The organism is Arthrobacter sp. B0316-1-20 (genome assembly GCF_059091865.1).
In genome coordinates this window covers 270938-294128 of record NZ_JBNHHC010000004.1, presented here as the reverse complement: position 1 = coordinate 294128, position 23191 = coordinate 270938, and the positions used below count along the sequence as shown (strand labels likewise).

Below are 23191 nucleotides of genomic sequence, written 5' to 3'. Positions count from 1 at the left end.
TCTATGTCAGCCGCAGCGGCACAGTCGTTGTTCGCGCCACCGCGGCCTGCGCTGCGCCGCTCAGTCCGCCTGCGTACCGGCGGTCTGGATGCTGGAGGCATGCCCGGCCATCCCTGCCTTTTTGGCCCGCGCGTACGCCTCCGGCAGCGCAGCTACCAATGCGTCAACGTCGGATTCGGTCGTTGTATGCCCGAGCGTGAAGCGTTGTGCGCCACGCGCTTCCTCTTCGCTCAGCCCCATAGCCAGCAGCACGTGCGAGGGCCGCGGCACTCCGGCGGTGCAGGCCGACCCGGTGGAGGACTCGACGCCGGCCAAATCCAGCAGGAACAGCAGCGAATCGCCCTCGCAGCCCGGGAAGGTGAAGTGCGCGTTCCCCGGCAGCCGCCGGCCTTGCTGTTCCGGGTCGGGTGTCCCCCGCAGCACCGCCTCGGGAACGGCGCGTACGACGCCGGCAATGAGTTTCTCGCGCAGCCCCGCCAACCGCTGGGCTTCTTCCGGCAAGTGCCCGACGACGGTCTCCGCCGCGGCGGCGAAGGCGGCGATCGCCGGGGTATCCAGGGTGCCGGACCTGATGTCGCGTTCCTGTCCGCCGCCGTGCTGGACGGGAGTCAGCTTCACGTCCCGGCGGACCAGCAGCGCACCCACGCCCACCGGGCCGCCTATTTTGTGTCCGGTGACGGCCATGGTGTCCAGTCCGGAGGCCTTGAAGTCCACCGGCAGATGCCCGAAGGCCTGAACGGCGTCGGAGTGGACCGGAATCCCGTGGGCTTGCGCGGCAGCAACAATTTCCGGCACCGGCTGGACGCTGCCTACCTCGTTGTTGGCCCACATCACCGTAACCAAGGCCACGGCTGCCGGGTCCGCTTCGATTTCCCGCTGCACGGCCTCCACCGGGACCACGCCGTCGGCGTCGACCGGCAGCCAGACGGCCTCGGCCCCCTCGTGCTTTTCCAGCCATTCCACCGTGTCCAGCACTGCATGGTGCTCCACCGGCGAACACAGAATCCGCCGGCGCCGGGGATTGGCGTCGTGCCGTGCCCAGTACAGCCCCTTGACGGCCAGATTGTCGGCTTCGGTACCGCCGGAGGTGAAAATCACTTCTGACGGGTGGGCTCCGGTTGCGGCTGCGATGGTCTCGCGGGCGTCCTCGACCACCCGGCGGGCGCGTCGGCCGGAGCCGTGCAGCGATGAGGGGTTGCCGCTGCGGCTAAGTTCGTGGGTAAGTGCGGCCAGGGCCTGCGCCAGAAGGGGCGTGGTCGCCGCGTGGTCAAGGTACACGGGCACGCCAATATTTTACATGCCCGTCAGCCCGCGCCCCAGCCGAGGCGCATTAAGCCGGCCGGCGCCGGTTGAGTCTGGCACAGCAGAACGGTCCGTCCGGATCGGCGGCGACGCTGTGGTCCTGGTCCGCGCAGCCGGCCAGCATCCCCTCCAGCAGGGCCAGGTTCAGACCGCATACCGTCTGCGTATGGCTCCGGGCCAGCAGGTGGAAGGGGCAGTTCCCCATCGCGAATCCGGCCGCGTCGGGCAGGGGCCGGTAGCCTGCCGATGCCAGTGCGGCTTCCATGCTGCCCGCGCCGGCCCCCAGCTCCCGGCCTTTGGCCCGGGCGGCCTCGGCCACGAGTTCATGCGCCGGGCGCGCCGTCTTGGCCGACTCCTCCACCGCCGTGGCCAGCAGTTCACCGGCCAGGTTATAGGAGCGTTCCGGCACGGACGCTGAGACTTCCGGCACGGCAGCCGTGTAAACCTTCGATGGCCGGCCGGAGCCCGGCCCGGACTTGCCGCTGAGTTTGCGGAACTCCACCTTCAGCAACCCGTGCCCGGCCAGTGCGTCCAGCTGGAGGGACACCGTGCTTCGCGGCAGATCCAAGGCGGCGGCGGCCTGGTCCCGGGTCACCGGTTCGCCGCTGTGCCGGACGAATTCGAACAGGCGGCGGCGAACGTCGTCGCCCAGGGCTGTGACGGCCGAAAGTCCGGGTGGCGGCTGGTGAGTCATGGCGCTCTTTCCGGTGGCGGATGCATTGACTTCTGCGGAACGAATTTCTAAAGTCGAACATAATCATTTTAGAACATCTGGCCCTGCCCCAACAGGCAGCTGCCGGTGCTTTCATCAGATCGGCAGCTATCGAGGCACGGCCCGCAGAGTGCCCGCCGGCACTTTGAAGGAGCGCTGCCATGGCAGAGAATCCGATGGTCATCGCCGGAGCCGGACTGACCGGCGCCACCGCGGCCGAGGCCCTGCGCGAGGGCGGGTACACGGGCGAACTGGTGCTTGCCGGCACCGAGGACCAACACCCTTATATCCGGCCGCCGCTGTCCAAGGACTTCCTGGCCGGACGCGAGGACGCTCAGGCGGCGCTGGTGCAGCCACCGGGCTGGTACGCCGAGCAGGGCGTCCGGCTGTTGCGCGGCACCACGGTGGAGTCCTTCGATCCCGGCGCCCGCACCGTAACGTTCTCGGACGCTACCACCGTTCGGTACTCGCAGTTGCTGCTGGCCACCGGGGCATCGGCGCGGAGGCTGGAGCTGCCCGGGGCGGAGTTGGAAGGCGTGCATTATTTGCGAACACTGGCTGACAGCGAAGCGCTGCACACGGTGCTGGCGACCGGGAACCAGCGGCTGGTGGTTCTCGGCATGGGCTGGATCGGCATGGAGGTTGCCGCCACAGCGCGCCAACTTGGCAACCAGGTCACCGCCGTGGGCCGCGGCGGGATCCCGCTGGCCTCGGCACTGGGGGGAACCATCGGCAGCATCTTCGCCGCCACCCACTGCCGCGAGGGCGTGGCGCTGCGCACGGGGCGCTGGCCGGTGGAAATCCTCGGCGAGGACGGCAAAGTCAGCGGCGTTCTCCTGGACGACGGCGAGCGCCTCCCCGCGGATGTGGTCCTTGCAGCCATCGGCGCCGTCCCGAACACAGCAGTGGCCGAGGCTGCCGGCCTGAGGGTGTCCAATGGCATTGATACGGACCAGCAACTGCGCACCTCGGCCGAGCATGTCTTTGCCGCCGGCGACGTGGCCCGCGCCTATCACCCGGTTTACGGTGCGCCGCTGCGCAGTGAGCACTGGGCGAACGCCATCGCGCAAGGCAAAACTGCCGCTGCCGCCATGCTGGGCCGGGACGCGTCCAACGACGACATCCCGTACTTCTACACGGACCAATTCGGCATCGGGATGGAGTACTCCGGCTATTTCCCGTGGGCAGCAGAGACCGAACCGGTCCTCCGGGGCAGCTACCAGGACCTGGACAAGTTGGAGTTCATCGCGTTCTGGCTCCGCGAGGGCAAGGTGGTGGCAGGTATGAATGTAAACATCTGGGACGTCCAAGAGCCCATTCAGGACCTGATCCGATCCGGCCGCACCGTGGATGTCGCCGGCCTCTCCAACCCCGACAAGGAGCTGACCAGCCTGTGAGCCAACCACTGACGGAGCGAACGCCGTCCGGCGCCTTCCTGCCCGAGCTGTACCACCCGGTGCACGAGTTCGGCTCCCGCCGGATCGATTTCCGCTCGCAGGTGGCGCTGATGGCCATCGTCAACCGCACCCCGGATTCGTTTTACGACGGCGGCCGGACCTTCGCCCTGGAGGCCGCCATCGATGCCTCGCTGCAGGCGGTGGCCGCAGGGGCGGACTGGGTGGACATTGGCGGCGTTCCCTTCGCGCCGGGGCCGGCCCTGTCCGCGCGCGAAGAAGCGGAACGGATTGTTCCGGTGATCGAGGCCGTGCGGGCCGCGTCGGACGTGGTAATTTCCGCCGACACCTTCCTGCCCGAGGTGGCCGCGGCAAGCATCCGTGCCGGCGCGAACGTCATCAACGACACCACCGGCCTGCAGGATCCGGACATGGCGGCGGTCGTGGCGGAGGGCGGGGCTCACCTGGTCATTACCCACTCGCTCGCCGCTCCCCGCACGGTGTATCCGCGGCCGCGCTACGACGACGTGGTCGACGACGTTGCCGGTTTCCTGCGCCGCAAAGTGGACCTGGCCGTAGAGCTGGGCATCCCCGCGGAGAAAATCATCATCGACCCCGGCCACGACCTGAACAAGAACACCCTGCATTCACTGGAACTCACGCGCCGCTTCGGCGAAATCGCCGCCCTCGGCTACCCGACGCTGGCGGCGGTTTCCAACAAGGACTTCATCGGCGAAACACTGGACCAGCCCAAACAGGACCGGCTGTCCGGATCACTGGCGGCAGCCGTCATCTGCGTCATGAACGGCGCGCGGATCCTGCGCATGCACAATGTTCCCGAAGCCAGCGCTGCCATCCGGATGGCCGAGGCCGTGCTGGGTTGGCGCGAACCCTCCTACCTCAAGCACAACATGGGCGAAGCCAACGAACCGGCGGCGCCGTGACCAGGCCGATCCGGCGCATCCTGCCGCCCGGGCCGGAGCAGGCCACCGACCAGGACCTGCTGGACTGGTACGGCGAACTTCCCCGGTCCGGTCCGTGGGTCCGGTTCAACTTCGTTGCCAGCCTGGACGGAGCGGCTACCTACGAGGGCCGCTCCGGAACACTGGGCGACGAGGTGGACCAGCGGGTCTTCCTGCTGCTGCGGCGGCTGGCCGACGTGCTGGTGGTCGGTGCCGGGACCATTCGGGCAGAGGGCTATGGCGGCGAACTGCTCTCGGCCGAGTCCCAGGGCTGGCGCACCGCGCGGGGCATGAGCCCCCATCCGCCCGTCGCGGTGGTCTCCGGCTCGCTGGACCTTGATCCGGGCAGCGAGTTCTTCACGGCCGCGCCGGTGCGGCCGATCGTGTTGACCAGCGCCGCGTCCCCCGCGACCCGCCGCCGCGCGCTGGAACCTGTGGCGGATGTGGTCGACGCAGGCACCACCCGGGTGGAACCGGCGCTAATGGTGAAGGCGCTGGCAGCCCGCGGTTACCAGCAGTTGCACAGCGAGGGCGGCCCCACCCTCCTTGGCAGTTTCCAGGCCGCGGGACTGGTCGACGAACTGTGCCTGACCATCAGCCCGCTGCTGGCCGGCGGCACTGGCAAGCGGATCTCGGACCATGTTCCCGGCCAGTCGCTGCAGCGGCTGGAACTGCGCCAGGTGCTGGAGTCAGGGTCCATGCTGCTGCTGCGTTATATCGCCGCCGACAGTGGAGCGGGCACCACGTCGACCGACAGCGGAAGCCTGCCGGGCTCCCCGTCGGCATAGCTTCCGGTCCCCGGCGGCACAAGGCCCGGCGGAACCTGCGCGCCCGCCAGCGCGTTGACTGCAAAGTAAACCATTCCGTCCGCCCACCACCACTCACGCGGCATGCGGATTGCTGGCGACGGCGATCGGTTCCCGGCGGTTACACTGGGCTTCGCGCAGGACCCCAGACCCTACAGAGAGGCGGCCGGTGACTCCCCCATCCCACTACGACGCCTTGGGACTGCCGGTCAATGCCACCCCACAGCAGATCAAGGCCGCGTACCGCAGGGCTGCACGCGCTACCCACCCGGACCACGGCGGGGACCCCGCCGAGTTCCGTCGCGTGAGCCTGGCCTATCAAGTACTGAGCAACCCGCAGACCCGGTCCCGCTATGACCGGTCCTACGGCGCTGCGACGTCCCCGGCCGCGCGGACCGACAGCGCCGAGTCCTTCGCGGCGTCCGCGGCGCCCCGACGGACACCCGGACAGCGCGGCCCCTCGGCGTCGGATGCACCGGTCTATGTTCCCGACTATGGCTCCTCCGAGGCCTCCTCCGGCCTGGCAGAGAACATTGCCCGCCAGCGAATCCACGGTGTCCCGCGCAAGCGCGGAATCTTCGGCGCCGGCGCCAGACTGCGCCGCGAGGCGCTGAGCGTGCAATTGATCAGCCGGCAGATATTGCCTGCCATTCCGTCCGCGCGGCTGGTCAACGGCCTGCACTCGCCGGCCGACAACGGCTTCATTGACCATGCGCTGCTGGCCGGCTACCGGTTGGCGCTAATCGATTCGATGCTGCTGCCGCGGGGAAACTTCCGCTGGGACGGGCGGACCTTGCACAAGGACGGCCGCGTGGTGGAACCGCCGCAGCTGGCACCGGCGGTGCGGCGGATGCAGGAGCTGTTCCCGGAACTGAATGTCACCGGCTGGATTGTGATCCATTCCGCCGATGGGAATCTGCACGAACCCGTGATCGACTACACGCGCGGGTACGATCCCGACGGCATTGCGCCGGTGCACGTGGTCAACGCCGCCCGGCTGGTGCGCGAAGTCAAGCAATTCCTCTCCTCCGGACCGGCACCGAACACAGTCCATGTCCCCTCGCTCGCCCGGCTGCTGGCCGGCATGCACAGCTGACCCGCGCCGGGTTCCCTGAACGGACGGTGCAGGCCGGTCCGGGACGGCGCGCCGGCGCGCTTAGGATGGAGTCCGTGTTCCGCATCCTCTTCTACACGCCCGAAATCCCCGGCAATACCGGCAACGCCATCCGGCTGGCCGCGGTTACCGGAGCCGAACTGCACCTGGTTGAACCGCTGGGTTTTAATTTCGAAGACGCCAAACTCCGCCGTGCCGGCTTGGACTACCACGACCTGGCCGTGGTGCACGTCCACGCCAACCTGGAGGCGGCCTGGCAAGCCCTGCAGCCGGAACGGGTCTTCGCCTTTACGTCCGACGGCGAGACCTCCTACACGGACGTCTCCTACGTTCCCGGCGACGTGCTGATGTTCGGCCCGGAGTCCGTCGGGCTGCCGGATGCGGTCAAGCAGGATGCCCACGTGACGGCACGCCTGCGCCTGCCCATGCTGCCGTCGCTGCGGTCGCTGAACCTGGCCAACTCGGCCTCGATCGCCGTCTATGAAGCCTGGCGGCAGCATAACTTTGCCGGGGCGAAGCTGTAGCGCGCGGCGGAAACAGCAGCGTGTCGGCGGCGGAGAAGCTGCCCCGCTCGGGGACCGATAGACTGGCACCCTATGGATACGCCACAGCCATCTGATCGCCTGGCCAGCCCTGAAAACTTTGAGGGGAACGACTACGCAGCAGCGGATGCGGACCATTCCGTGCTGCACGCCGACCAGTTGACCGGCGGAACTGACGAGGACGTGCGGCGGCCGATGCCGCCGGTGACCAAGTGGCTGTTGTTGGCCTTGGCTGCCATCGTGGTGATTATCGGCGCCATCGCCGTGGCCGGAGCCCTCGGCGGCACCTCCGATAAGGACGTCGCCGGCGCTCCTGACGTCGTCACCAGCCAGCAGGAATTCGAAGGCGGCGGCAGCGTGGACGCCTCGGTCTCGCTGGGCAAGAACGCTGCTGTCCTGACCTTCAACGATGTCGCGGCGTCCGAGGGGCGCACCTACCAGGTCTGGCGGGTTCCGCTGGACGGCTCCGCGCCGGTGTCGGCCGGCACAATCGATGCCGCGGACATCACCGCCGGCAACCCGGTGGTCATCGACGGCATCTCCACCTCACGGGAACTGGCCGTCTCGGTTGAGGCACCTGGCGGGGCGGAGTCCCCCAGCCTGCCGTTCGCCGTCGTCATTCCCACCCCGGCGGGCTAGCTGCCGCCGTCAGAATCCGGCGTCAGAATCGGGCGCCCGCCGGCGGCGCAGGCCCTCCGGCGGCCGGCCAGCCCGCGCTGTCTCAGAATCCGGCGATGGTCTCCGGCGTGTTGATCCCCACCACGTGAAAAGCCTCCGCGCTGCGGCCTGCGGGGAGGCCGCCGCGCTCGCCGTTCTCCGCCAGGTTTTGCCGCACACGGGCGTCCATGGCGGCCAGGTCCGGGTGCTGGCTTGCGTGGATCCGGATGGCTGCCAGTTTGGTGTCGACCCAGTCGGTGATGTCCACGAAGTGGTTCTCCCGTTCCCGGGGGCCGCCGTAGAACCACAGATAGGGCACCTTGTAGGCTGCCAGCCCTGCCTCAAGCAGTTCCGGATAGGCGTACGGGTTCTCCACCGCCGGGTAGATCGCGCGGGTCACGATTTCGCCGCAGGCCAAGTGGTCCGGGTGGCTCTTTTGGATCCGGTCCCAGGCCCGCTCCGGGTGCATGGACAGCACGATGTCGGGACGGATTTGCCGCATCAACGCCACCGTCTGTCGGATCACGTCGTGGCTGGGTTCCAGATAGCCGTCGGGCTGGTGCAGGAAATGCAGGTCCGTTACGCCGGCCAGCGCGGCTGCCTTCGCCTGCTCCGCCGCCCGCAGTTCCACGATGCCGGCCCGCTGGTCGTCGTCGAAGCCGCCGGCGTCGCCGTCGGTCATGATGCAGTAACTCACCTGCACGCCCGCGGCTGTCCAGCGGGCGATGGTGCCTGCCGCACCGAAGTCCAGGTCGTCCGGGTGTGCGGCGAAAACGAGGACCCGTGCTGGCATGAACTCCGCAACAGTCACCGCGGCTAGCCCTTCCGCCGTCGGATCTCGGCGGCAGCCTGTGGCAACACTTCAGCCAGGTCGCCCACGATGCCGAAGTCGGCAATCTCGAAAACCGGGGAGTCGGCGTCGTTGTTGACCGCCACAATCACCTTGGCTGTCTGCATGCCGGCCTTCTGCTGGATGGCGCCGGAGATGCCGGCGGAGACATATAGTTGCGGCGAGACGGTCTGGCCGGTCTGGCCCACCTGTGCCGAGTGCTCGATCCAGCCGGCGTCGGTGGCGGCCCGGGATGCGCCGACCGCCCCGCCCAAGGCATCGGCCAGATCCTCGATCGGGGAGAAGTCTCCGCCGGTGCCGCGGCCGCCGGCCACTACCACGCGGGCCTCGGTCAGCGCCGGCCGGCCGCTGGCTGCTTTCTCCGTGCGGTGGGTGATGCGGGCCGCAGGACCGAAGTCCCCGGCGTCCACCGTCGCCACCTCCGGCACCGCTGCTGCGGGCGCGGGAGCCGCGGTGACGGCGTTGGCCTTCACGGTGATGATCGGCGTCCCTCTGCCGACCTGTGCCTGCACCATGTAGGCACCGGCGAGCACGCTCTTGGTCACAATCAGGTCGGCGGAGACGCCGATGGCGTCGGTGATCACGCCGGAATCCAGCTTGATTCCGGTTCGGGCGGCAATTTCCTTGCCTTCGAACGTGTTGGTCAGCAGCACGGCTGCCGGGTGGGCTTCACGGGCGGCAGCGGCCACGAACGCGGCCTTCGGTGCAACCAAGGCACCGTCCAGGTCCGTGGACGGCCGGTAGATGGCGCCGACGCCGTATTCGCCGAGTGCGGTCCGGACGGCGTCGGTAAGGTCTCCGTTGAACGCTGCGACCGGCTCGCCAATGTTGCGCGCCAGCGTGAGCAGTTCCAGCTGGGCCTTGTGCAGTGCAGGGCCGGGATGGTCGATAAAGACAAGAATTGTAGGCATGGTGCCGATATCCTTCGCGGTTTCCGTGGCGGACTAGAGCAGGTTTTGGGCGGCCAGGAAGTCCACCAGGCGGATGCCGGCGTCGCCCTCATCGTTGATGATGGTTCCCTGCGATCTCGGCGGGCGCGCTTCAGCCGCCCGGACGGCTGTCCAGGCGCCGGCGGTGCCGACCTCGGAGGGCTGGATGCCCAGATCCGCCAGCGTCACGGTGGCAACCGTCTTTTTCTTGGCCGCGATGATGCCCTTGAAGTTCGGGTAGCGCGGTTCGTTGATCTGGTCGGTGACGGACACCAGCGCCGGAAGTTCGGCTTCGAGGCTGTCGGCATGGGTGTCCCCGTCGCGGCGGGCACGGACCGTGGTCCCGTCCACCTCCAGGCTGGCGGCAAAGGTCAGCTGCGGCAGGCCCAGGCGTTCGGCCAACTGCGCCGGAACCAGCGAGGTCTCGCCGTCGGTGGACGCCATGCCGGTGAGCACCAGGTCGACGTCGCCGAGGCTGCGGATGGCCGCCGCCAGGACCAGCGAGGTTCCGGTGGCGTCGGAGCCGGCCAGCGCGTCGTCGTTCACATGCAGGCCTTCGGTGGCGCCGATCTGCAGGGCTTTCTTCACGGCAGTGGCTGCTGCTGCCGGGCCCATAGTCAGCGCAATGATCCGGTTGCCCGCCTTCGGCCCGCCCCGCTCCTCCGCCAACTGCAGGGCGGATTCAATGGCGTATTCGTCCAGTTCGGACAGGATGCTCTCGGACCGGTCCACCGTTGCCGGATCGCCGGTCAGGTGGCGGTCGAACTGGGCGTCCGGTACGTATTTGACCAGCACCACGATGTTCAAGGCTGTGCCTGCTGCTTTTTGCATCCTCGCTGAACTTCCTTCCGCCGTCCACGGCCCGCGCGGGTGTTGCGGGTCGCTGCAAACACCCTAACCTTACCGGGAACGCCGCGTCGGTAAACACTTGCGGCCCTGCCGTCAGTGGCAGGGCCGCAAGCGCGTCGCGGGAACTGTTGAGGTCAGGCTTTGCCTTCGCCCAAGGTCACGTCGGCGGTATGCGTCTCGCCGCCACGGAGATAGGTGACCTGCACGGTGCTGCCGGCGGCATGCTCGCGGATAGCGGCGGTCAAGGACTGGCTGTCGCCGATGACGCGGTTTTCCACTCCGGTGATCACATCGCCCTTCTGCAGCCCGGCCTTCTCCGCGGGAGAACCCTCCACCACTTCGACCACGTCGGCGCCGACTGAGAACTGCGTGTTGCCGGAGGAGTTTCCGGAGGCCTTCGCGGTGACCGAGACGCCGAGCATGCCGTGGCTGGCCGACCCGTCCTGGATCAGTTCCTGGGCAACCCGCTGTGCGTAGTTGCTGGGGATGGAGAAGCCGACGCCGATGCTGCCGCTGTCCTGGCTGGCGGACGCGATGGCCACGTTGACGCCGATGACCTCACCTTTCGTGTTCACCAGTGCGCCGCCGGAGTTGCCGTGGTTAATGGCCGCGTCGGTCTGGATCACGTTCAGGAAGATACTGCCCTGGTTCGCAGACTGCTTCTCGCCGGGGAACTGGAAGTTGAACTGGTCGCCCGGACTGGGCTGGGCGCTGTCGCCGGAATTTTCCGGAACCGCAGAGGAGGAGACGCTGATGGTCCGGCTCAACGTGGACACGATCCCGTCGGTGACGGTGCCCGCCAGGCCCAGCGGCGCGCCGATGGCGATGGTGGTGTCGCCGACATTCAGTTTTTCGGAGTCGCCGAACGTCGCCGGCGTGAGGCCTTCGGCGTTGATCTTGATCACGGCCAGGTCCGAAAGCGGGTCGGTGCCCACCACCTTGGCCTTGTGCACCTTGCCGTCGCTGGTGCGTACCTCGACGCCGGGGTTGGACGTTTGGCCGCCCAGCGTCACCACATGCGTGTTGGTGAGGATGTGGCCCTCGGTATCCAGGATGATGCCGGATCCGGAACCGCCGGTATTGCCGCTGGCCACCGAGATCGTCACTACGCTGGGCGAGGCTTTTGCCGCGGCCGCGGTGATTTCGTTGACCGAGTCGGTGTTGTTCACGATCAACTGCTTGGGCGCGCTGCCGGTCATCGAGGTGCCGGCAGAACCATCAGCCAGGGCCTGCGACCCCACTGCCACGCCGCCGCCGGCCAGACCCGCAAGCAGCATGCCGGCAATCAGCGTCCCGGTGCCGAAACGCTTCTTGGTGCTGACCGTGGTCTGCTGCCCGCCGCCAGAGCCGGGAGTTGTCCCGTAGCCGTGGCTGCCGTAGCCGCCGTGGCTGGAAGACGCGTCGTGGCCGTAGGCGTACTGGCCAAAAGTACCCGGCGAGTACTGGCCGTACTGAAGCGTCGGGGCCGTCTGCGCCTGCGTCTGTTCCTGTGCCGGGACCTGCCGGCCTGCATCAGGTGCCGGTGAACTGAACTGCTCGGTGTCGTTGGCAGCGGACTGCTGCTTCCCGGCTCCGAAGGCCGGCGGATTCTGCGGCTGCGGCGGTACTGGCCGCGCCGGCCGCTGCTCCGGTTCCTGGTTATTCTCAGTCATGGCAGGTCCTTTCTTGGTCTGCAGTCCACTATGCACGGCATCGCTGGGATAACGTCGCACGTTTCCTGAAAGGTTTCTGGGAAGCAGCCGGATGCGTGCGACGGCGGCGCGCACCCCCGTCGCAGGGCGCCGCCTACCGGTGGAGCGCAGCACGCAGCCCCTCCGTTTTGGTGCACCGGCGGCTGCCGCGTTCGCCGCAGGCGGAGGGCGTCGGTGGACTGTGCCAAATACAGGACCATAGAATCACAATGGCGGAGCCTCCCCGTTCGGGGTGGAACCATGCTGACGAGCCGGGGCACCACGGCCCCAGTTTGCGTTTGCCGAAGGGACCTTTATGCGTTCACCGTTCAGGCGTCTGGCGGCCATAGCCGGCCTGACCGCAGTCTTCCTTGCGCCGGCTGCACTGGCGCACGCCGTGCCTCCGGTCGACTTTCCGCCAGGTGAGTTTGTGGCGGACCAGGCCGGTGTGCTGGGTGCCCGGACCGGCGAAGTCGAGGATGCCGTCCGTGAATTGCAGCAGTCCGAAGGCCTGAGCGTCTACATCGTATACGTGGACGATTTCAGCGATCCGACCGACCGCAAGCAGTGGGTGCTGGACACGTCGAAGCTGAACTCGATGGGGTCCACCGACAGCATGCTCGCTGTCGCCGTGGATACCCGAGAGGCGTACTTCCAATCGGCTGAAGGCAACCCGGTGGTTTCCAAGGACCAGAACATCTTCCGGTCGGCCCTGCCCGCGCTGAGCCAAGACCAGTGGGCGGACGCAGCCCTCACCACGGTGGCTGCCGTCAAGGACGCTGCCACCGGCGGCGACGGATCGGTCAAATCCGGTGGAGGCGGCGGTGTCTCGCTGGCCCCAATGCTGCTGATCGGCGGCGTGGTAGTGGTGGGCGGTGCTGCGGCGCTGCTGTACACCCGGTCCAAGCGGAAGAAGAACCTCCGCCGGCAGCCGCAGCTGATGGCCGGCACCGACGGCCGTCCCATCGATCCGCATGACGCCATGTCCGTGGCGGACCTGCGGAAGAAGGCCGGAAGCTTGCTGGTGGCCGCGGATGACGCGATCAAATCCAGCGAGCAGGAACTGGGCTTCGCCATGGCGCAGTACGGCGATGAAGCAGTGCAGCCGTTCCGCGAGGACATCGCGGCGGCCAAGTCCCACATGATGGAGTCGTTCAAGCTGCAGCAGCAGCTCGACGACCATATTCCAGATACCGAAGAGGAGCAGCGGGCCTGGCTGGGCGACATCATCCGCCGCTGTGAAGCGGTCAACGATTCCCTGCAGGCGCACAAGGAAGACTTCGACGCACTGCGGGAGCTGGAAAAGACAGCGCCGCAGGCACTTGAGCAGGCACGCGCTGCTGCGCAGGAAACCCGCGGCCGGCTGGACGACGGCGCGGCGCGGCTACAGCAGCTACGCGCCCGCTATGCAGACAGTGCGCTCCAGCAGGTCGCGGATAACATCGACCAGGCCGGAGAGCGGCTGGATTTCGTCGAGAACGCGGCCAACACCGCCCAGGGCAAGCTGGACGAGGGAGACCGCAGCGCCGCCGTGATCGCTGTGCGTGCCGCCGAGGAAAGCCTGCACCAGGCCAACATCCTGCTGGAAGCCATCGCCAAGACGGCCAAGGACCTCGACGACGCCCGCACCAGCATGGAACGGACCGTCTCCGATGCTGCCCAGGACATCGCCCAGGCCAAAGCCATCATGGCCTCCGGGCAGCATCCCGAGCTGGCCGGGCCGGTGGCCGGCTTGGAGGCAGCGCTGTCCTCGGTCCAGCAGCAAGTCGCCGGAGGACGCATCGATCCGATCATGATGGTGCAACGGCTTGAGGAGGCGGTGGCGCTGCTGGATGCCTCGCTCTCGGGTATCCGGGACGCTCAGGACCGCAACCGGCGTGCCCGGGAGGCCCTGCAGCACGCCATCATGTCGGCGCAGGCCCAGATCTCCGGCACCTCCGATTACATCCAGGCCCGCCGCGGCGGGGTCCGCAGCGAGGCCCGAACGCGGCTGGCCGAGGCCGAACGGAACCTCGACCATGCGCTGGCGATCGCGGACTCCGATCCGGAGCAGGCCCTCAATTACGCCCGGCAGGCCAATGCCCTGGCCCAACAGGCCAGCCAAATGGCCCAACAGGACGTGGACGGTTTCGGCGGCATGGGCGGCTTCGGCGGGGGCGGGATGTTCGGGGGCCGGGGCGGCGGTTTGGGCGGCGCGATCCTCGGCGGCATCCTGATCGATTCCATTCTGCACGGCGGCCACGGCTCGCAGGGCGGCGGCGGAATCTTCGGCGGCGGAGGCGGCGACGTCTTCGGCGGCGGCGGATTCGGCGGCTTCGGAGACGGAGGCGGCTTCGGCGGCGGATTCGGTGGCTTCGGTGACGGAGGCGGGGCCGGCGGCAACTTCTAGAGCAGACAGACTGGGCAGCCACACCGGCTGCTTGGAAGGCAAACAGTCCGAGTAACCCAGATCGAAAGGCATCATCGTGGTAAAGCACTCCATTTTCGGCCGCATCGCCCAGCTGGCCAAGGCAAACATCAACTCATTGATCGATCAGGCCGAGGATCCGCAGAAAATGCTGGACCAGATGGTCCGCGACTACACGAACAACATCGCCGAAGCCGAAAGCGCCGTCGCACAGACCATCGGCAACCTGCGAATGCTGCAGGACGACTACAACCAGGACCTTGAGAACGCCAACAGCTGGGGCAACAAGGCGTTGGCTGCCAGCCGGAAGGCCGACGAATACCGTTCCTCGGGACAGTCGGCTGATGCCGAGAAATTCGACAACCTCGCCAAGGTAGCGATCCAGCGGCAGATTTCCTCCGAGAACGAAGCCAAGGGCGCCGAGCCGACCATCGCGTCACAGACCGAGATCGTCGAAAAGCTCAAGCATGGCCTCAACCAGATGAAGGGCAAGCTCAATGAGTTGCAGAACAAGCGCGACGAACTGATTGCCCGTTCCAAGACCGTGCAGGCCCAGACACAGGTGCACGACGCTATCAAGAGCATCGACGTTCTGGACCCCACCAGCGAAGTCGGCCGCTTCGAGGAAAAGATCCGCCGCGAAGAAGCGAGGGTCCGTGGCCAGGCCGAACTTGCTGCCTCCAGCCTGGATGCCCAGTTCGAAAGCCTGGAAGACCTCGGCGAACAAACCGAAGTGGAGGCAAGGCTGGCCGCCCTGAAGGCCGGTAGCAGCACGGCGCCCTCGTCGCTGGAGGCCGGCAAGGAAGCCACCTCGGAAACCTACTGACCCCATCCGACCGAGGCACGTTGAAGGGCTCCGGCCGCACCTGGGGAAGGTGCGGCCGGAGCCATGTCCTTTAGCGTCGAGGCTTTACGGCCCGGAGGAAGCGGTGGCTGGCGCCGCGCCTAGGCCGGGCCGGGACATACCGGGCGCGGCGGAGCGCCTTCGGATTGAAATGCCGCGGCCGGTGCCCCTCTGTCTCCAGCGGGCCGGTCTTCGGCTCCCGCAACGCTGCCTCTCCCCCGTCCCGCTCCGGCAGCGGACGCCGGCGGGGACGCACCGAGGACGCCGGCGCAGGCCTTGCGGCTGACAACGCGGCAGCGACCGGGACAGCAGCGGTGCCGCTCGAAGACTCTTCTTCGCTTCTGGGCCGCGGCTTACGCAGCAGGAGCCAGCCTGTCAGCGCTGCATAGGCAGCCGGGATCAGCCACACCGGGATGGCCTCCAGCACGTCTATCAGCAACCCGTGGACGCCGTGAGCGGCGTCGATCAGGCGGTCTTCGACCTTGGTCCCTGCGGCGTCCCGCGCGGCGAAGAAGGCGTAGTAGGCCGTGCCCAGCCCGGCAAGCAGGAGCAGGTACCCTTGCGCCTTGTCCACTACGGTTCCACTGGCGGGCCACCGACGCCCGGCAGCACTCCCCAGCCATGACGCGGCGGCACAGAGAAGGCCGAACCCGGCGAGCAGGCCGAGGAGGTACGCGGCGATCTCCACACCGGCGGCTCCCACACCGGTTCCCAGCTCTCCTTCCATTTCCGCCAGCAGTTCCGGAAGTTGCGGCGCCAACGAAGCCAGTCCGGTCACGGCCCCGGCGACAACGAGGCCGCCGAGCCGGATGCTTATTCCGCCAAGCGGTGACGCCGCCTGCAACAGCGGCACACGGCCGCCGGCGACCAGGAAGGATGCCAGCAGCACGATCAGCATCCCTGTCCCGGCGGAGACATAAGCCAAGGCGGCCGCCGCGGACGCTTGGCCGCCGGTGGCCATCAGCGCCACCGAGAACGAGACAGCGTAGCCGCCAGCCAGGGCCAGCGCCGCCGCGGCAGACCAGCGCAAACCTGCTGACGTTGGGCTGCCTGAGGCACGGGCGGCGACCATGGCGAGCCATACCGGTAAGAACAGCAGGCTGCATGGATTGAATAAGGCTGCTACTCCGGCGGCGAGGGCATAGCTGGGCACTGATTCAAGCATGGGATAAACAGCGATCTTTCCAGGGGAAAATCGGAAACGGGTGAAACCATTCTATCCGCCCGTGGTCCACGCCGTGTAGGCCCGGGGTTCCGCGCAGTGGACCCGAGCATGCGAAAGCCCCGCCCGATGTGACATCGGACGGGGCTCTCACTTCTCGTTGCGGGGAGAGGATTTGAACCTCTGACCTCTGGGTTATGAGCCCAGCGAGCTACCGAACTGCTCCACCCCGCGGCGCAGTGAATACATTACCGGCCGCGGGATGGTGAAGCAAATCGGTCATTTGCCCTCGGTTGCCTGGGGCGACGGCTGCGCGGTGGAGCCGCCGGCGCCCTCCTGGGTGGCTCCGGAGATGGCCCCTTCGGCGTCGATCGCATCCTGGAGCGCCTTCTGCAAGCGCTTCTGCGCTTCGCCGTAGGCTGCGAAGTCACCCTTGGCCAACGCTGCTTGTCCGTCCTGGATTGCAGTACGGGCCGTCTGCAGCGCTGTCTGCAGCTTTTCCTCGGACGTGGTCGTGGTCGGAGCCGCCGGCGTTGACGGTGTCTCACCGACGTTGCCTTGGTCGCCGGTGGTGGCACCCGAATCGCCCTGGAAGACCTGGTCCAATGCTTCGGAGAGCGTCGGAGCGAAGCCCACCGACTCGCCGAAGCTGACCAGCACGCGGCGCAGGATCGGGTAGGAGGAGGCGCCCGAGGACTGGACGTAGACCGGCTGCACGTACAACATGCCGCCGCCGACCGGCAGGCTGAGCAAGTTTCCGTTGATCACTTCGGAGGCACCCTGGCGCAGCAGGTTCAGCGCCTGCGACACTTCGGTGTCCGAGTTGAACAGGTTCTGTGCCTGGCCGGGACCTGGCACCGTGATGTCCCGCGGCATTTCAAGCAGCCGCATGGTGCCGTAGTCTTCCGCCTTCTCTCCAGCCTTACCGGTGCCGGCATCGGCGTTGACGGACAGGAATCCGTACAGCACGTTCCGGGCCGGCTGGCCCGGCGGCGTGAATGGAATGAACGGAGTGGTCAAGGAGAACGAGGCCTGGTCCTGATTGGGCATCTTCAGTGACAGGTAATACGGCGGCTGCTTCACCGACGAACCCTCGCCCAAGGTCGGGTCCGCGGGGACGCTCCACGCGTCCGAGTTCTCGTAGAACTGGCCGACGTCGGTCACATGGTAGCGGGTGAGCAGCTCACGCTGCACTTTGAAGAGGTCCTCAGGGTAGCGAACGTGGGCCATCAGGTCGGCCGACATTTCGCTGTACGGCTTGATCGTGGTCGGGAAGACTTTCTCCCAAGCCTTGAGCAGCGGATCGTGGTCATCCCAAGCGTACAAGTCCACCGACCCATCGTAGGCGTCGACAGTTGCCTTGACGGAGTTGCGGATGTAGTTGACGTCCTCGGCGGGCAGGGCGACCGTGGCGCCTTCCCTGGTGGTCGAATCGGTCGTTGCTGATTCCAGCTGCTGCGGCGTCGAGTACGGAAAAGCCTTGCTGGTGGTGTACGCGTCGACGATCCATTTCACCCTGCCGTCCACGATCGCCGGATAGGCGTTGCCGTCCACGGTCAGGTAGGGAGCCACCTTCTCGACACGTTCGCGGGGATTGCGGTCGTAGAGGATCTGGGACTCGGAGTTGACGGCATCGGAAACCATCAGGTCGGTGGACTGGAACTTCAAGGCGTAAACCAAGCGGTTGAACCAATTGCCGATGCGCGGACCGCCGTCGCCGTCGAAAGTATTCCGGGTGTCCGTTTCGGCGTTGGCGCTCTGCGGCCTGTCGATCTCGATCGGGTTGCTGCCCTTGGGCGCGCCCACGATCGAATAGTCCGGCGACTTTTCGCCGAAATAAATCCTCGGCTCATAGCTGGAGTCGTTGGCCAGCTTCCCCTGGGTCGGGATGCCCGAGAGCAGGAAGGAGGGTTTCCCGTCGGGTTCGACCCTGGAGCCGGCGGCTGCCACCACCCCGTAGCCGTGCGTGTAGAGCAGGTGCTCGTTGACCCAGCCGGCCGGCACGCCCGCGGTATTCAGCTCACGCACGGCAATGACGGTGTCCTGCACCTCGCCGTCGATCTTGTAGCGGTCCACGTTGAGGGTCTTATCGAACTGGTAGTACTGCCGGAACTGTTCCAACTGGGCAAACGCATCGGAGACCAGGTTCGGGTCCAGCAGGCGAATGTTCGCCGTGGTCTCCGCATCCTTGCGGAGCGCACCGGCTTCAGCCTCCAACGTTGCCTTGTAGTTGGTGGACTCAATCTTGTCCAGCCCATAGGCCAGTTGCGTCAGCGCGATATTCCGTTGAATGTAGTCGGCTTCAACCTTCTGTTCGTTGGGTTCCACCTGGAAACGCTGCACGATCCACGGGTAGACGCCGCCAGCCAGAATCGCCGTCACGATGAGCATCGCGGTGCCGACGATCGGCAGGCGCCAGCGTCCGACGAACGCGGAAACGATGAACAGGATGGCCACCAGTATTGCGGCGACGGCCAGGATGGCCTTGGTAGGAATCACCGCATGGACGTCCGTGTACAGCGCCCCGGTCCACTTCCCGGCGTCGGACTGCACCGTGGCGTATCGGTCGAGCCAGTAATTGATGCCCTGCAGGATCAGGAAAAGCGCGGCGAAAACAGCCACGTGGATTTTGGCAGCCGTCGAGGCGAAAAAGCCCTTGTCCTCCAGCCGGATGCCACCGTAAAGGTAGTGAGTCAGCAGCCCGGCAATGCCGGCGATCAGCACCACGCTGATCAAGAAGCCGTTGATGAAACCCAGGAACGGCAGCGTGTTCATGTAGAAGCTGTAGTCCAGACCGAACTGCGGATCGGCCTGGCCGAACGGCTGCTGGTTGAAGAACAGCAGCACGGTTTGCCATGCCGTTGCGGCGGCGGTGCCGGCGAAACCGGCGAGCACCACCGGGATGCCCACCATCAATAGGCGGCGCACCGGTTCCAGCTGCTGCTGGTACCGGTTCAGATTGTCCTGCAGTGAGCTGTCCGGCGCGTACACCGGGCGCGACCGATACGCCACCCGGAGGCTGAAGTAGACGGCAAGGCCCATGATCAGGAAGGCAATCAGGAAGATGGCGATCCGAGTGCCGTTTTCTTTGAGAAAGACTTCCAGATAGCCCAGCTGGTTGTACCAGAGGATGTCTGCGTAGATCTGGGAGAAGAAGACGAAGCCGACCACCAGAACAGCCACCACAATCAGGGTGGGTACCAGTGCGGAGCGCTTCTTGCCAGAATTGCTGGGCGGTGTTGGCCGGTCGCTGTAGGACCGGTCTTGTCCGAACGTCACTCGTTACCTCGTTATTTGCGTGTTGAGCATCGCGACGAACCCGCCGCTGCCGGGGAAACACCCCCTAGTACCACGAACGGACGTCTCGGAGGGTTCCTGCCCCATTCTGCCTTGTCAGCACCGGCGCGGGCGAACCGCTGCGGCGGCCAAGCCGTTACTGTTGCCTGAATGTGACCGCCCCAGCTGAAAGGAATCAGCTGCAGCCAGGCAAGGATGAGGCGTCCCCGCCTTCACCGACCAGCGTCACGGCGTGGACGGCGTCGTCCAAGGTAGCCACCGAAACCACCTGCAGGCCGTCCGGAACATGGCCGGCAACCTCAGCGCAGTTGGCCTCCGGCGCCAGGAACACGGTAGCCCCGGCTTCTGCCGCGCCCAACATTTTCTGCCGGATGCCGCCGATCGGTCCGACGGTGCCGTCGGCGTCGATGGTGCCGGTTCCGGCAAAGTGCTTGCCGCCGGTCATCTCCCCTGGGGTCAGGGTGTCGATGATGCCCAGTGCAAACATCATGCCGGCGCTGGGGCCGCCCACGTTGTCCAGTTGGATCTTCACTTTGAACGGGAAGTCGAATTCAGTCCCCAGCAGGACGCCCAACTGGTACACGCCGTCGCCGTTGGCCTTGGGAGCGACGTCAACGGTTTCCTGCCGACCGTCGCGGGTAATGCCCAGTTCCACCGGCGCACCCTCACTGGCATTAAGCTCTTCGCGCAGCACGTCGATGCCGGTGACCGGCCGGCCGTTGACCGTCCGTATGGTGTCCCGCGACTCCAGCTTCCCGGCTGCCGCGGCGTCCGGGGTGAAGTCGGCTACCGACAGCGTCTGCGAGTACTTCACATCCAGCTGAGTCAAAGCCGCCGCGACTGAAGACTCCTGCGACGACGCCATCAACGCAGCGTTCTGCTGTTGAATATCGTTTTGCGTCACGTTAGGCGGATAGACCAGGTCGGTGGGCGCGACGCTGCGCTGCGGGTTCGCCCAGGCGGCCAGGACCTGCAGCATGTTGACGTGCGAGTTGGGTCCGCCCTCCACATACACCGTTGTGAGATCCAGGGCGCCGGAAGTTTTATACGTCTGGTGGTCCGGAACCTCGATGAGCGGCGTTCCGGAGACTTCGCCGATGGTGTTGATCGCCGGCCCCGGCGTTTCGATGACGTATCCGGCCGGCAGCGCCAGTCCTACCGCCCCGGTCACAACGGCCACGACTGCAGCGGCCGCCATGACCGGTCCCCTGCGGTCCCTGGGCCGCGGCGCCGGCTGCGGGCCTGCACCACCGCCCGCCCAGCCGGATGCGCCGGGCTCAGTGCCGTTGCTGGTGGACTGTGTCACCTGATGTTTTCCCTCTGCAGCTCTTCGGGTCGACGCAGACGGTACGGCCGCCTGTTGGCGCCGGTGGCGCCTGCTCTAGCGTACGCCGTCGGCCTGGCATTGGCGGTGCCAGGCCTGCTCGGCCTAGAGCGAACTGCATGACCTCCGGCGCGACAAGGAATCCCGCCTGCCGGTAACGTGGGAGTGACGCAACATCCCGGGCACAGTCCCCCGCCGCCTCCCCTCCGGCAGCCGCTGCGGCCCGTGCCCGTTCCAACCCCTTGAGGACCGGTGGTAGTGATGACCCCCAAGCAGCCAGATGACGACGCGCAGGATCCGCTCTCGGAGATGTTCGCGCGGCTTTTCGGCGGTCAGGCAGGGGACATAGATCCCGCAGCCATGGCGAAGGCCGCAGGACTGCCCTCCGATCCCAACGCCCTGGCCCAGATGTTCCAGCAGGTCCAAGCCATGATGAACGCCCCATCTGAAGGGCCGGTCAACTGGAAACTGGCGCATGAAAACGCCCGTAAGGTGGCGGCTTCGGACAGCGACCCGTCGGTATCCGCGCAGCAGACCCGGGCTATTGACGAAGCGCTCCGCTTGGCCGAGATGTGGCTTGACCCCGCCACAACAATTCCCGGTACGGGTGTCATTGGCCGCGCATGGTCCCGAGCTGAATGGGTCGAGGCTACGTTGCCCACCTGGAAGCGGCTGACGGAGCCGGTTGCCAACAGCATCGCGTTCGCGCTGACCTCTGCTCTCACCGAGCAGGTACCGGAAGAGATGAAGCAGATGCTCGGCGGGGCGCATTCCATGCTGCAGAACCTGGGCGGTGCGATGTTCGGCATGCAGTTGGGGCAGGCTGTCGGCGCTCTGGCCAAGGACGTGGTCAGTTCCAGCGACATCGGCGTTCCGCTGGTGGAGGGAAAGATGGCTTTGCTGCCGGCCAACGTCAAGTCCTTTGGCGAAGGCCTGGACATTCCTGCGCAGGATGTACTGCTCTTCCTGGCCATCCGCGAGGCGGCCCACACCAGGTTGTTCACGCACGTGCCCTGGCTGTCCGGCTATCTGCTGGGTGCGATCGAAAGCTATGCGCGCGGCATCCACATCGATATGGGGCGGATCGAAGAAGTCGCCCGCAACATCGATCCCAGCAACCCCGAATCTATGCAGCAGGCGCTCTCGCAGGGTGTTTTCATGCCGCAGCGCACCCCGGAGCAGGATGCCGCGCTGATCAAGCTGGAAACAGCCCTCGCGTTGGTCGAGGGCTGGGTGGATGAACTCACCGCCAGCGCGGCGGCCAACCTGCCGTCTGCCCCGGCGCTGCGCGAAACGGTCCGGAGGCGCCGCGCCACCGGTGGCCCGGCTGAGCACGCGTTCGCTGCCTTGGTCGGCTTGGAACTGCGGCCTCGCCGGTTGCGCGACGCTGCGGCCCTCTGGGCGGCCCTGAAAGAGGAACGCGGGATCGAGGGGCGCGACGACGTCTGGAACCACCCCGACCTGTTGCCCACACCCGAGGACCTGGACGATCCGGCTGGCTTCAGCGCCCGCCGGAAACTGCTCGACGCCTCCGAGGCCGAAGTCGACGAGGCGCTGCAGAAACTCTTGAGCGGCGGATTCGACGGGCAGCCGGACGATGGCAGTTCCCCGGACGCAGGCCCCAACGGGGACGACAACGGTTCAGCAGAGGGCGGTTCGGACGACTCCGGAAACGGAGACCGCAGCTAGCCTTCGCTTTCGTCGGCTCCGTCCACCACGTCGTCGTCGTCCTGCAGGCCGCGGCCCATGGCAAAGGCTGCGCCTGAGAGGAAGGCCTTGGCCCGTTCCAGCTGCGGGTAGGGCTGCAGCAGCCGCCAAAAACGCGGCCCGTGCCCAGCCTCCAACAGATGCGCCAGCTCGTGCAGGATCACATAGTCCACCACCCAGGCGGGCATCTCTTTGATCTTGTCGGAAATGCGGATGGTGCCCCGGGCCGGTGTTGCCGACCCCCAGCGGTCGTTCTGGTTGGACACCCAGCGGATGCTTTCCGGCACGGCGTTGCCTGCCAAGTAGCGCTCCGACAGCTCGGCCGCGCGCCGGGCCAGCTCGGTGTCGTTGGTTGCGGTGCGGCCTGCCGGACGTGCGCTGCGGGTTTCGAGCTTGGCCAGCATCCGCCGCACCCACTCCTGTTCCTGCGCCTTCGTAAAGTGGCCGGGAATGGAGATCACGGCAGCCCCGTCCCGCCACGCGGCCGAGACCGTCCGGCGCCGGCGCGCGGAGCGTTTGACAACCACGGGGGCACCGCTGGCTGTGGTCAACGGCACGCTCTCTCCGGTGCCTGCCACCAGCGGCACCGGCCGCGACGGTGCCACTGAACCGCGGGATTTCTGCGTCTGCTCTGCTCGGGACATGCGTCGAGGTTACCGGGTG

The 23191-nt window shown here is 66.8% G+C and carries 19 protein-coding genes and 1 tRNA gene; 9 read left to right on the top strand and 11 right to left on the bottom strand.

Annotated features, from left to right (window positions below; genetic code table 11):
* Positions 1-60 precede the first annotated feature (60 nt).
* Positions 61-1284 (bottom strand): cysteine desulfurase family protein, encoded by a 1224-nt coding sequence (locus tag AC5RW2_RS08780; RefSeq protein ID WP_493949747.1) that lies wholly within the window; start codon positions 1282-1284, stop codon positions 61-63.
* A 46-nt stretch (positions 1285-1330) separates the two neighbouring features.
* A complete protein-coding gene (locus AC5RW2_RS08775) occupies positions 1331-1996 on the bottom strand; it encodes a helix-turn-helix transcriptional regulator (protein ID WP_493962907.1) in 666 nt (221 codons plus the stop codon).
* 179 nt (positions 1997-2175) lie between these two features.
* On the opposite strand from AC5RW2_RS08775, the gene AC5RW2_RS08770 reads away from it, so the two are divergent.
* The 6 genes from AC5RW2_RS08770 (at position 2176) to AC5RW2_RS08745 (ending at position 7471) form a co-directional block, all read left to right on the top strand.
* Positions 2176-3411: an NAD(P)/FAD-dependent oxidoreductase gene (locus AC5RW2_RS08770; protein ID WP_493962908.1), complete on the top strand. Its 1236-nt coding sequence runs from the start codon at positions 2176-2178 to the stop codon at positions 3409-3411.
* Positions 3408-4352 (top strand): dihydropteroate synthase, encoded by a 945-nt coding sequence (gene folP / locus AC5RW2_RS08765; RefSeq protein WP_493962909.1) that lies wholly within the window; start codon positions 3408-3410, stop codon positions 4350-4352. Before AC5RW2_RS08770 ends, folP begins: the two co-directional genes overlap by 4 nt.
* The gene (locus AC5RW2_RS08760) at positions 4349-5158 is read left to right on the top strand and encodes a pyrimidine reductase family protein (protein ID WP_493962910.1); all 810 of its coding nucleotides are present in this window, start codon (positions 4349-4351) and stop codon (positions 5156-5158) included. Before folP ends, AC5RW2_RS08760 begins: the two co-directional genes overlap by 4 nt.
* 187 nt (positions 5159-5345) lie before the next feature.
* The gene (locus AC5RW2_RS08755; protein WP_493962911.1) at positions 5346-6272 is read left to right on the top strand and encodes a J domain-containing protein; all 927 of its coding nucleotides are present in this window, start codon (positions 5346-5348) and stop codon (positions 6270-6272) included.
* A gap of 74 nt (positions 6273-6346) precedes the next feature.
* A complete protein-coding gene (locus AC5RW2_RS08750; protein ID WP_493962912.1) occupies positions 6347-6814 on the top strand; it encodes a tRNA (cytidine(34)-2'-O)-methyltransferase in 468 nt (155 codons plus the stop codon).
* 72 nt (positions 6815-6886) lie between these two features.
* Positions 6887-7471: an anti-sigma factor gene (locus AC5RW2_RS08745; protein WP_493949741.1), complete on the top strand. Its 585-nt coding sequence runs from the start codon at positions 6887-6889 to the stop codon at positions 7469-7471.
* An 82-nt stretch (positions 7472-7553) separates the two neighbouring features.
* On the opposite strand, the gene AC5RW2_RS08740 is transcribed toward AC5RW2_RS08745, so the two are convergent.
* From AC5RW2_RS08740 to AC5RW2_RS08725, 4 genes are all read right to left on the bottom strand, one after another.
* Complete coding sequence (locus AC5RW2_RS08740; protein ID WP_493949740.1) at positions 7554-8282, bottom strand: PIG-L deacetylase family protein; 729 nt, start codon at positions 8280-8282, stop codon at positions 7554-7556.
* Positions 8283-8305: 23 nt separating this feature from the next.
* Entirely contained in the window at positions 8306-9250 is a 945-nt protein-coding gene (locus tag AC5RW2_RS08735) for an electron transfer flavoprotein subunit alpha/FixB family protein (RefSeq protein WP_493962913.1), read from the bottom strand.
* Positions 9251-9283: 33 nt separating this feature from the next.
* A complete protein-coding gene (locus AC5RW2_RS08730; protein WP_493962914.1) occupies positions 9284-10099 on the bottom strand; it encodes an electron transfer flavoprotein subunit beta/FixA family protein in 816 nt (271 codons plus the stop codon).
* A gap of 152 nt (positions 10100-10251) precedes the next feature.
* On the bottom strand, positions 10252-11769 hold the full coding sequence (locus tag AC5RW2_RS08725) for a S1C family serine protease (protein ID WP_493962915.1): 1518 nt from the start codon (positions 11767-11769) through the stop codon (positions 10252-10254).
* Positions 11770-12103: 334 nt separating this feature from the next.
* On the opposite strand from AC5RW2_RS08725, the gene AC5RW2_RS08720 reads away from it, so the two are divergent.
* The gene (locus AC5RW2_RS08720) at positions 12104-14176 is read left to right on the top strand and encodes a TPM domain-containing protein (protein WP_493962916.1); all 2073 of its coding nucleotides are present in this window, start codon (positions 12104-12106) and stop codon (positions 14174-14176) included.
* 76 nt (positions 14177-14252) lie between these two features.
* Positions 14253-15020 (top strand): PspA/IM30 family protein, encoded by a 768-nt coding sequence (locus AC5RW2_RS08715; RefSeq protein WP_493962917.1) that lies wholly within the window; start codon positions 14253-14255, stop codon positions 15018-15020.
* A gap of 70 nt (positions 15021-15090) precedes the next feature.
* Here AC5RW2_RS08715 and AC5RW2_RS08710 read toward each other — a convergent pair whose 3' ends face one another.
* The 4 genes from AC5RW2_RS08710 to AC5RW2_RS08695 form a co-directional block, all read right to left on the bottom strand.
* A complete protein-coding gene (locus AC5RW2_RS08710) occupies positions 15091-16203 on the bottom strand; it encodes a hypothetical protein (RefSeq protein ID WP_493962918.1) in 1113 nt (370 codons plus the stop codon).
* A gap of 157 nt (positions 16204-16360) precedes the next feature.
* Positions 16361-16434: transfer RNA gene (locus tag AC5RW2_RS08705), tRNA-Met, on the bottom strand.
* Between the two features lie 45 nt (positions 16435-16479).
* The gene (locus tag AC5RW2_RS08700) at positions 16480-19479 is read right to left on the bottom strand and encodes a UPF0182 family membrane protein (protein ID WP_493962919.1); all 3000 of its coding nucleotides are present in this window, start codon (positions 19477-19479) and stop codon (positions 16480-16482) included.
* A gap of 193 nt (positions 19480-19672) precedes the next feature.
* Positions 19673-20695: a YlbL family protein gene (locus AC5RW2_RS08695; RefSeq protein WP_493962920.1), complete on the bottom strand. Its 1023-nt coding sequence runs from the start codon at positions 20693-20695 to the stop codon at positions 19673-19675.
* A 387-nt stretch (positions 20696-21082) separates the two neighbouring features.
* Between AC5RW2_RS08695 and AC5RW2_RS08690 the strand changes: the two genes are divergently transcribed.
* The gene (locus AC5RW2_RS08690; protein ID WP_493949731.1) at positions 21083-22510 is read left to right on the top strand and encodes a zinc-dependent metalloprotease; all 1428 of its coding nucleotides are present in this window, start codon (positions 21083-21085) and stop codon (positions 22508-22510) included.
* On the opposite strand, the gene AC5RW2_RS08685 is transcribed toward AC5RW2_RS08690, so the two are convergent.
* Positions 22507-23172 carry a M48 family metallopeptidase gene (locus AC5RW2_RS08685; protein WP_493962921.1) on the bottom strand — a complete coding sequence of 222 codons (666 nt, stop codon included), beginning with the start codon at positions 23170-23172 and terminating at the stop codon, positions 22507-22509. The two genes, AC5RW2_RS08690 and AC5RW2_RS08685, sit on opposite strands and share 4 nt — an antisense overlap.
* Positions 23173-23191 lie beyond the last annotated feature (19 nt).

What these genes read in the sequence shown, in the direction of transcription:
- AC5RW2_RS08735 (WP_493962913.1), bottom strand. Translation starts at nt 9,250, where the DNA reads ATGCCTACAATTCTTGTCTTTATCGACCATCCCGGCCCTGCACTGCAC.
- AC5RW2_RS08710 (WP_493962918.1), bottom strand. Translation starts at nt 16,203, where the DNA reads ATGCTTGAATCAGTGCCCAGCTATGCCCTCGCCGCCGGAGTAGCAGCC.
- AC5RW2_RS08775 (WP_493962907.1), bottom strand. Translation starts at nt 1,996, where the DNA reads ATGACTCACCAGCCGCCACCCGGACTTTCGGCCGTCACAGCCCTGGGC.
- AC5RW2_RS08745 (WP_493949741.1), top strand. Translation starts at nt 6,887, where the DNA reads ATGGATACGCCACAGCCATCTGATCGCCTGGCCAGCCCTGAAAACTTT.
- AC5RW2_RS08725 (WP_493962915.1), bottom strand. Translation starts at nt 11,769, where the DNA reads ATGACTGAGAATAACCAGGAACCGGAGCAGCGGCCGGCGCGGCCAGTA.
- AC5RW2_RS08690 (WP_493949731.1), top strand. Translation starts at nt 21,083, where the DNA reads ATGACCCCCAAGCAGCCAGATGACGACGCGCAGGATCCGCTCTCGGAG.
- AC5RW2_RS08740 (WP_493949740.1), bottom strand. Translation starts at nt 8,282, where the DNA reads ATGCCAGCACGGGTCCTCGTTTTCGCCGCACACCCGGACGACCTGGAC.
- AC5RW2_RS08685 (WP_493962921.1), bottom strand. Translation starts at nt 23,172, where the DNA reads ATGTCCCGAGCAGAGCAGACGCAGAAATCCCGCGGTTCAGTGGCACCG.
- AC5RW2_RS08695 (WP_493962920.1), bottom strand. Translation starts at nt 20,695, where the DNA reads ATGGCGGCCGCTGCAGTCGTGGCCGTTGTGACCGGGGCGGTAGGACTG.
- AC5RW2_RS08770 (WP_493962908.1), top strand. Translation starts at nt 2,176, where the DNA reads ATGGCAGAGAATCCGATGGTCATCGCCGGAGCCGGACTGACCGGCGCC.
- AC5RW2_RS08730 (WP_493962914.1), bottom strand. Translation starts at nt 10,099, where the DNA reads ATGCAAAAAGCAGCAGGCACAGCCTTGAACATCGTGGTGCTGGTCAAA.
- AC5RW2_RS08720 (WP_493962916.1), top strand. Translation starts at nt 12,104, where the DNA reads ATGCGTTCACCGTTCAGGCGTCTGGCGGCCATAGCCGGCCTGACCGCA.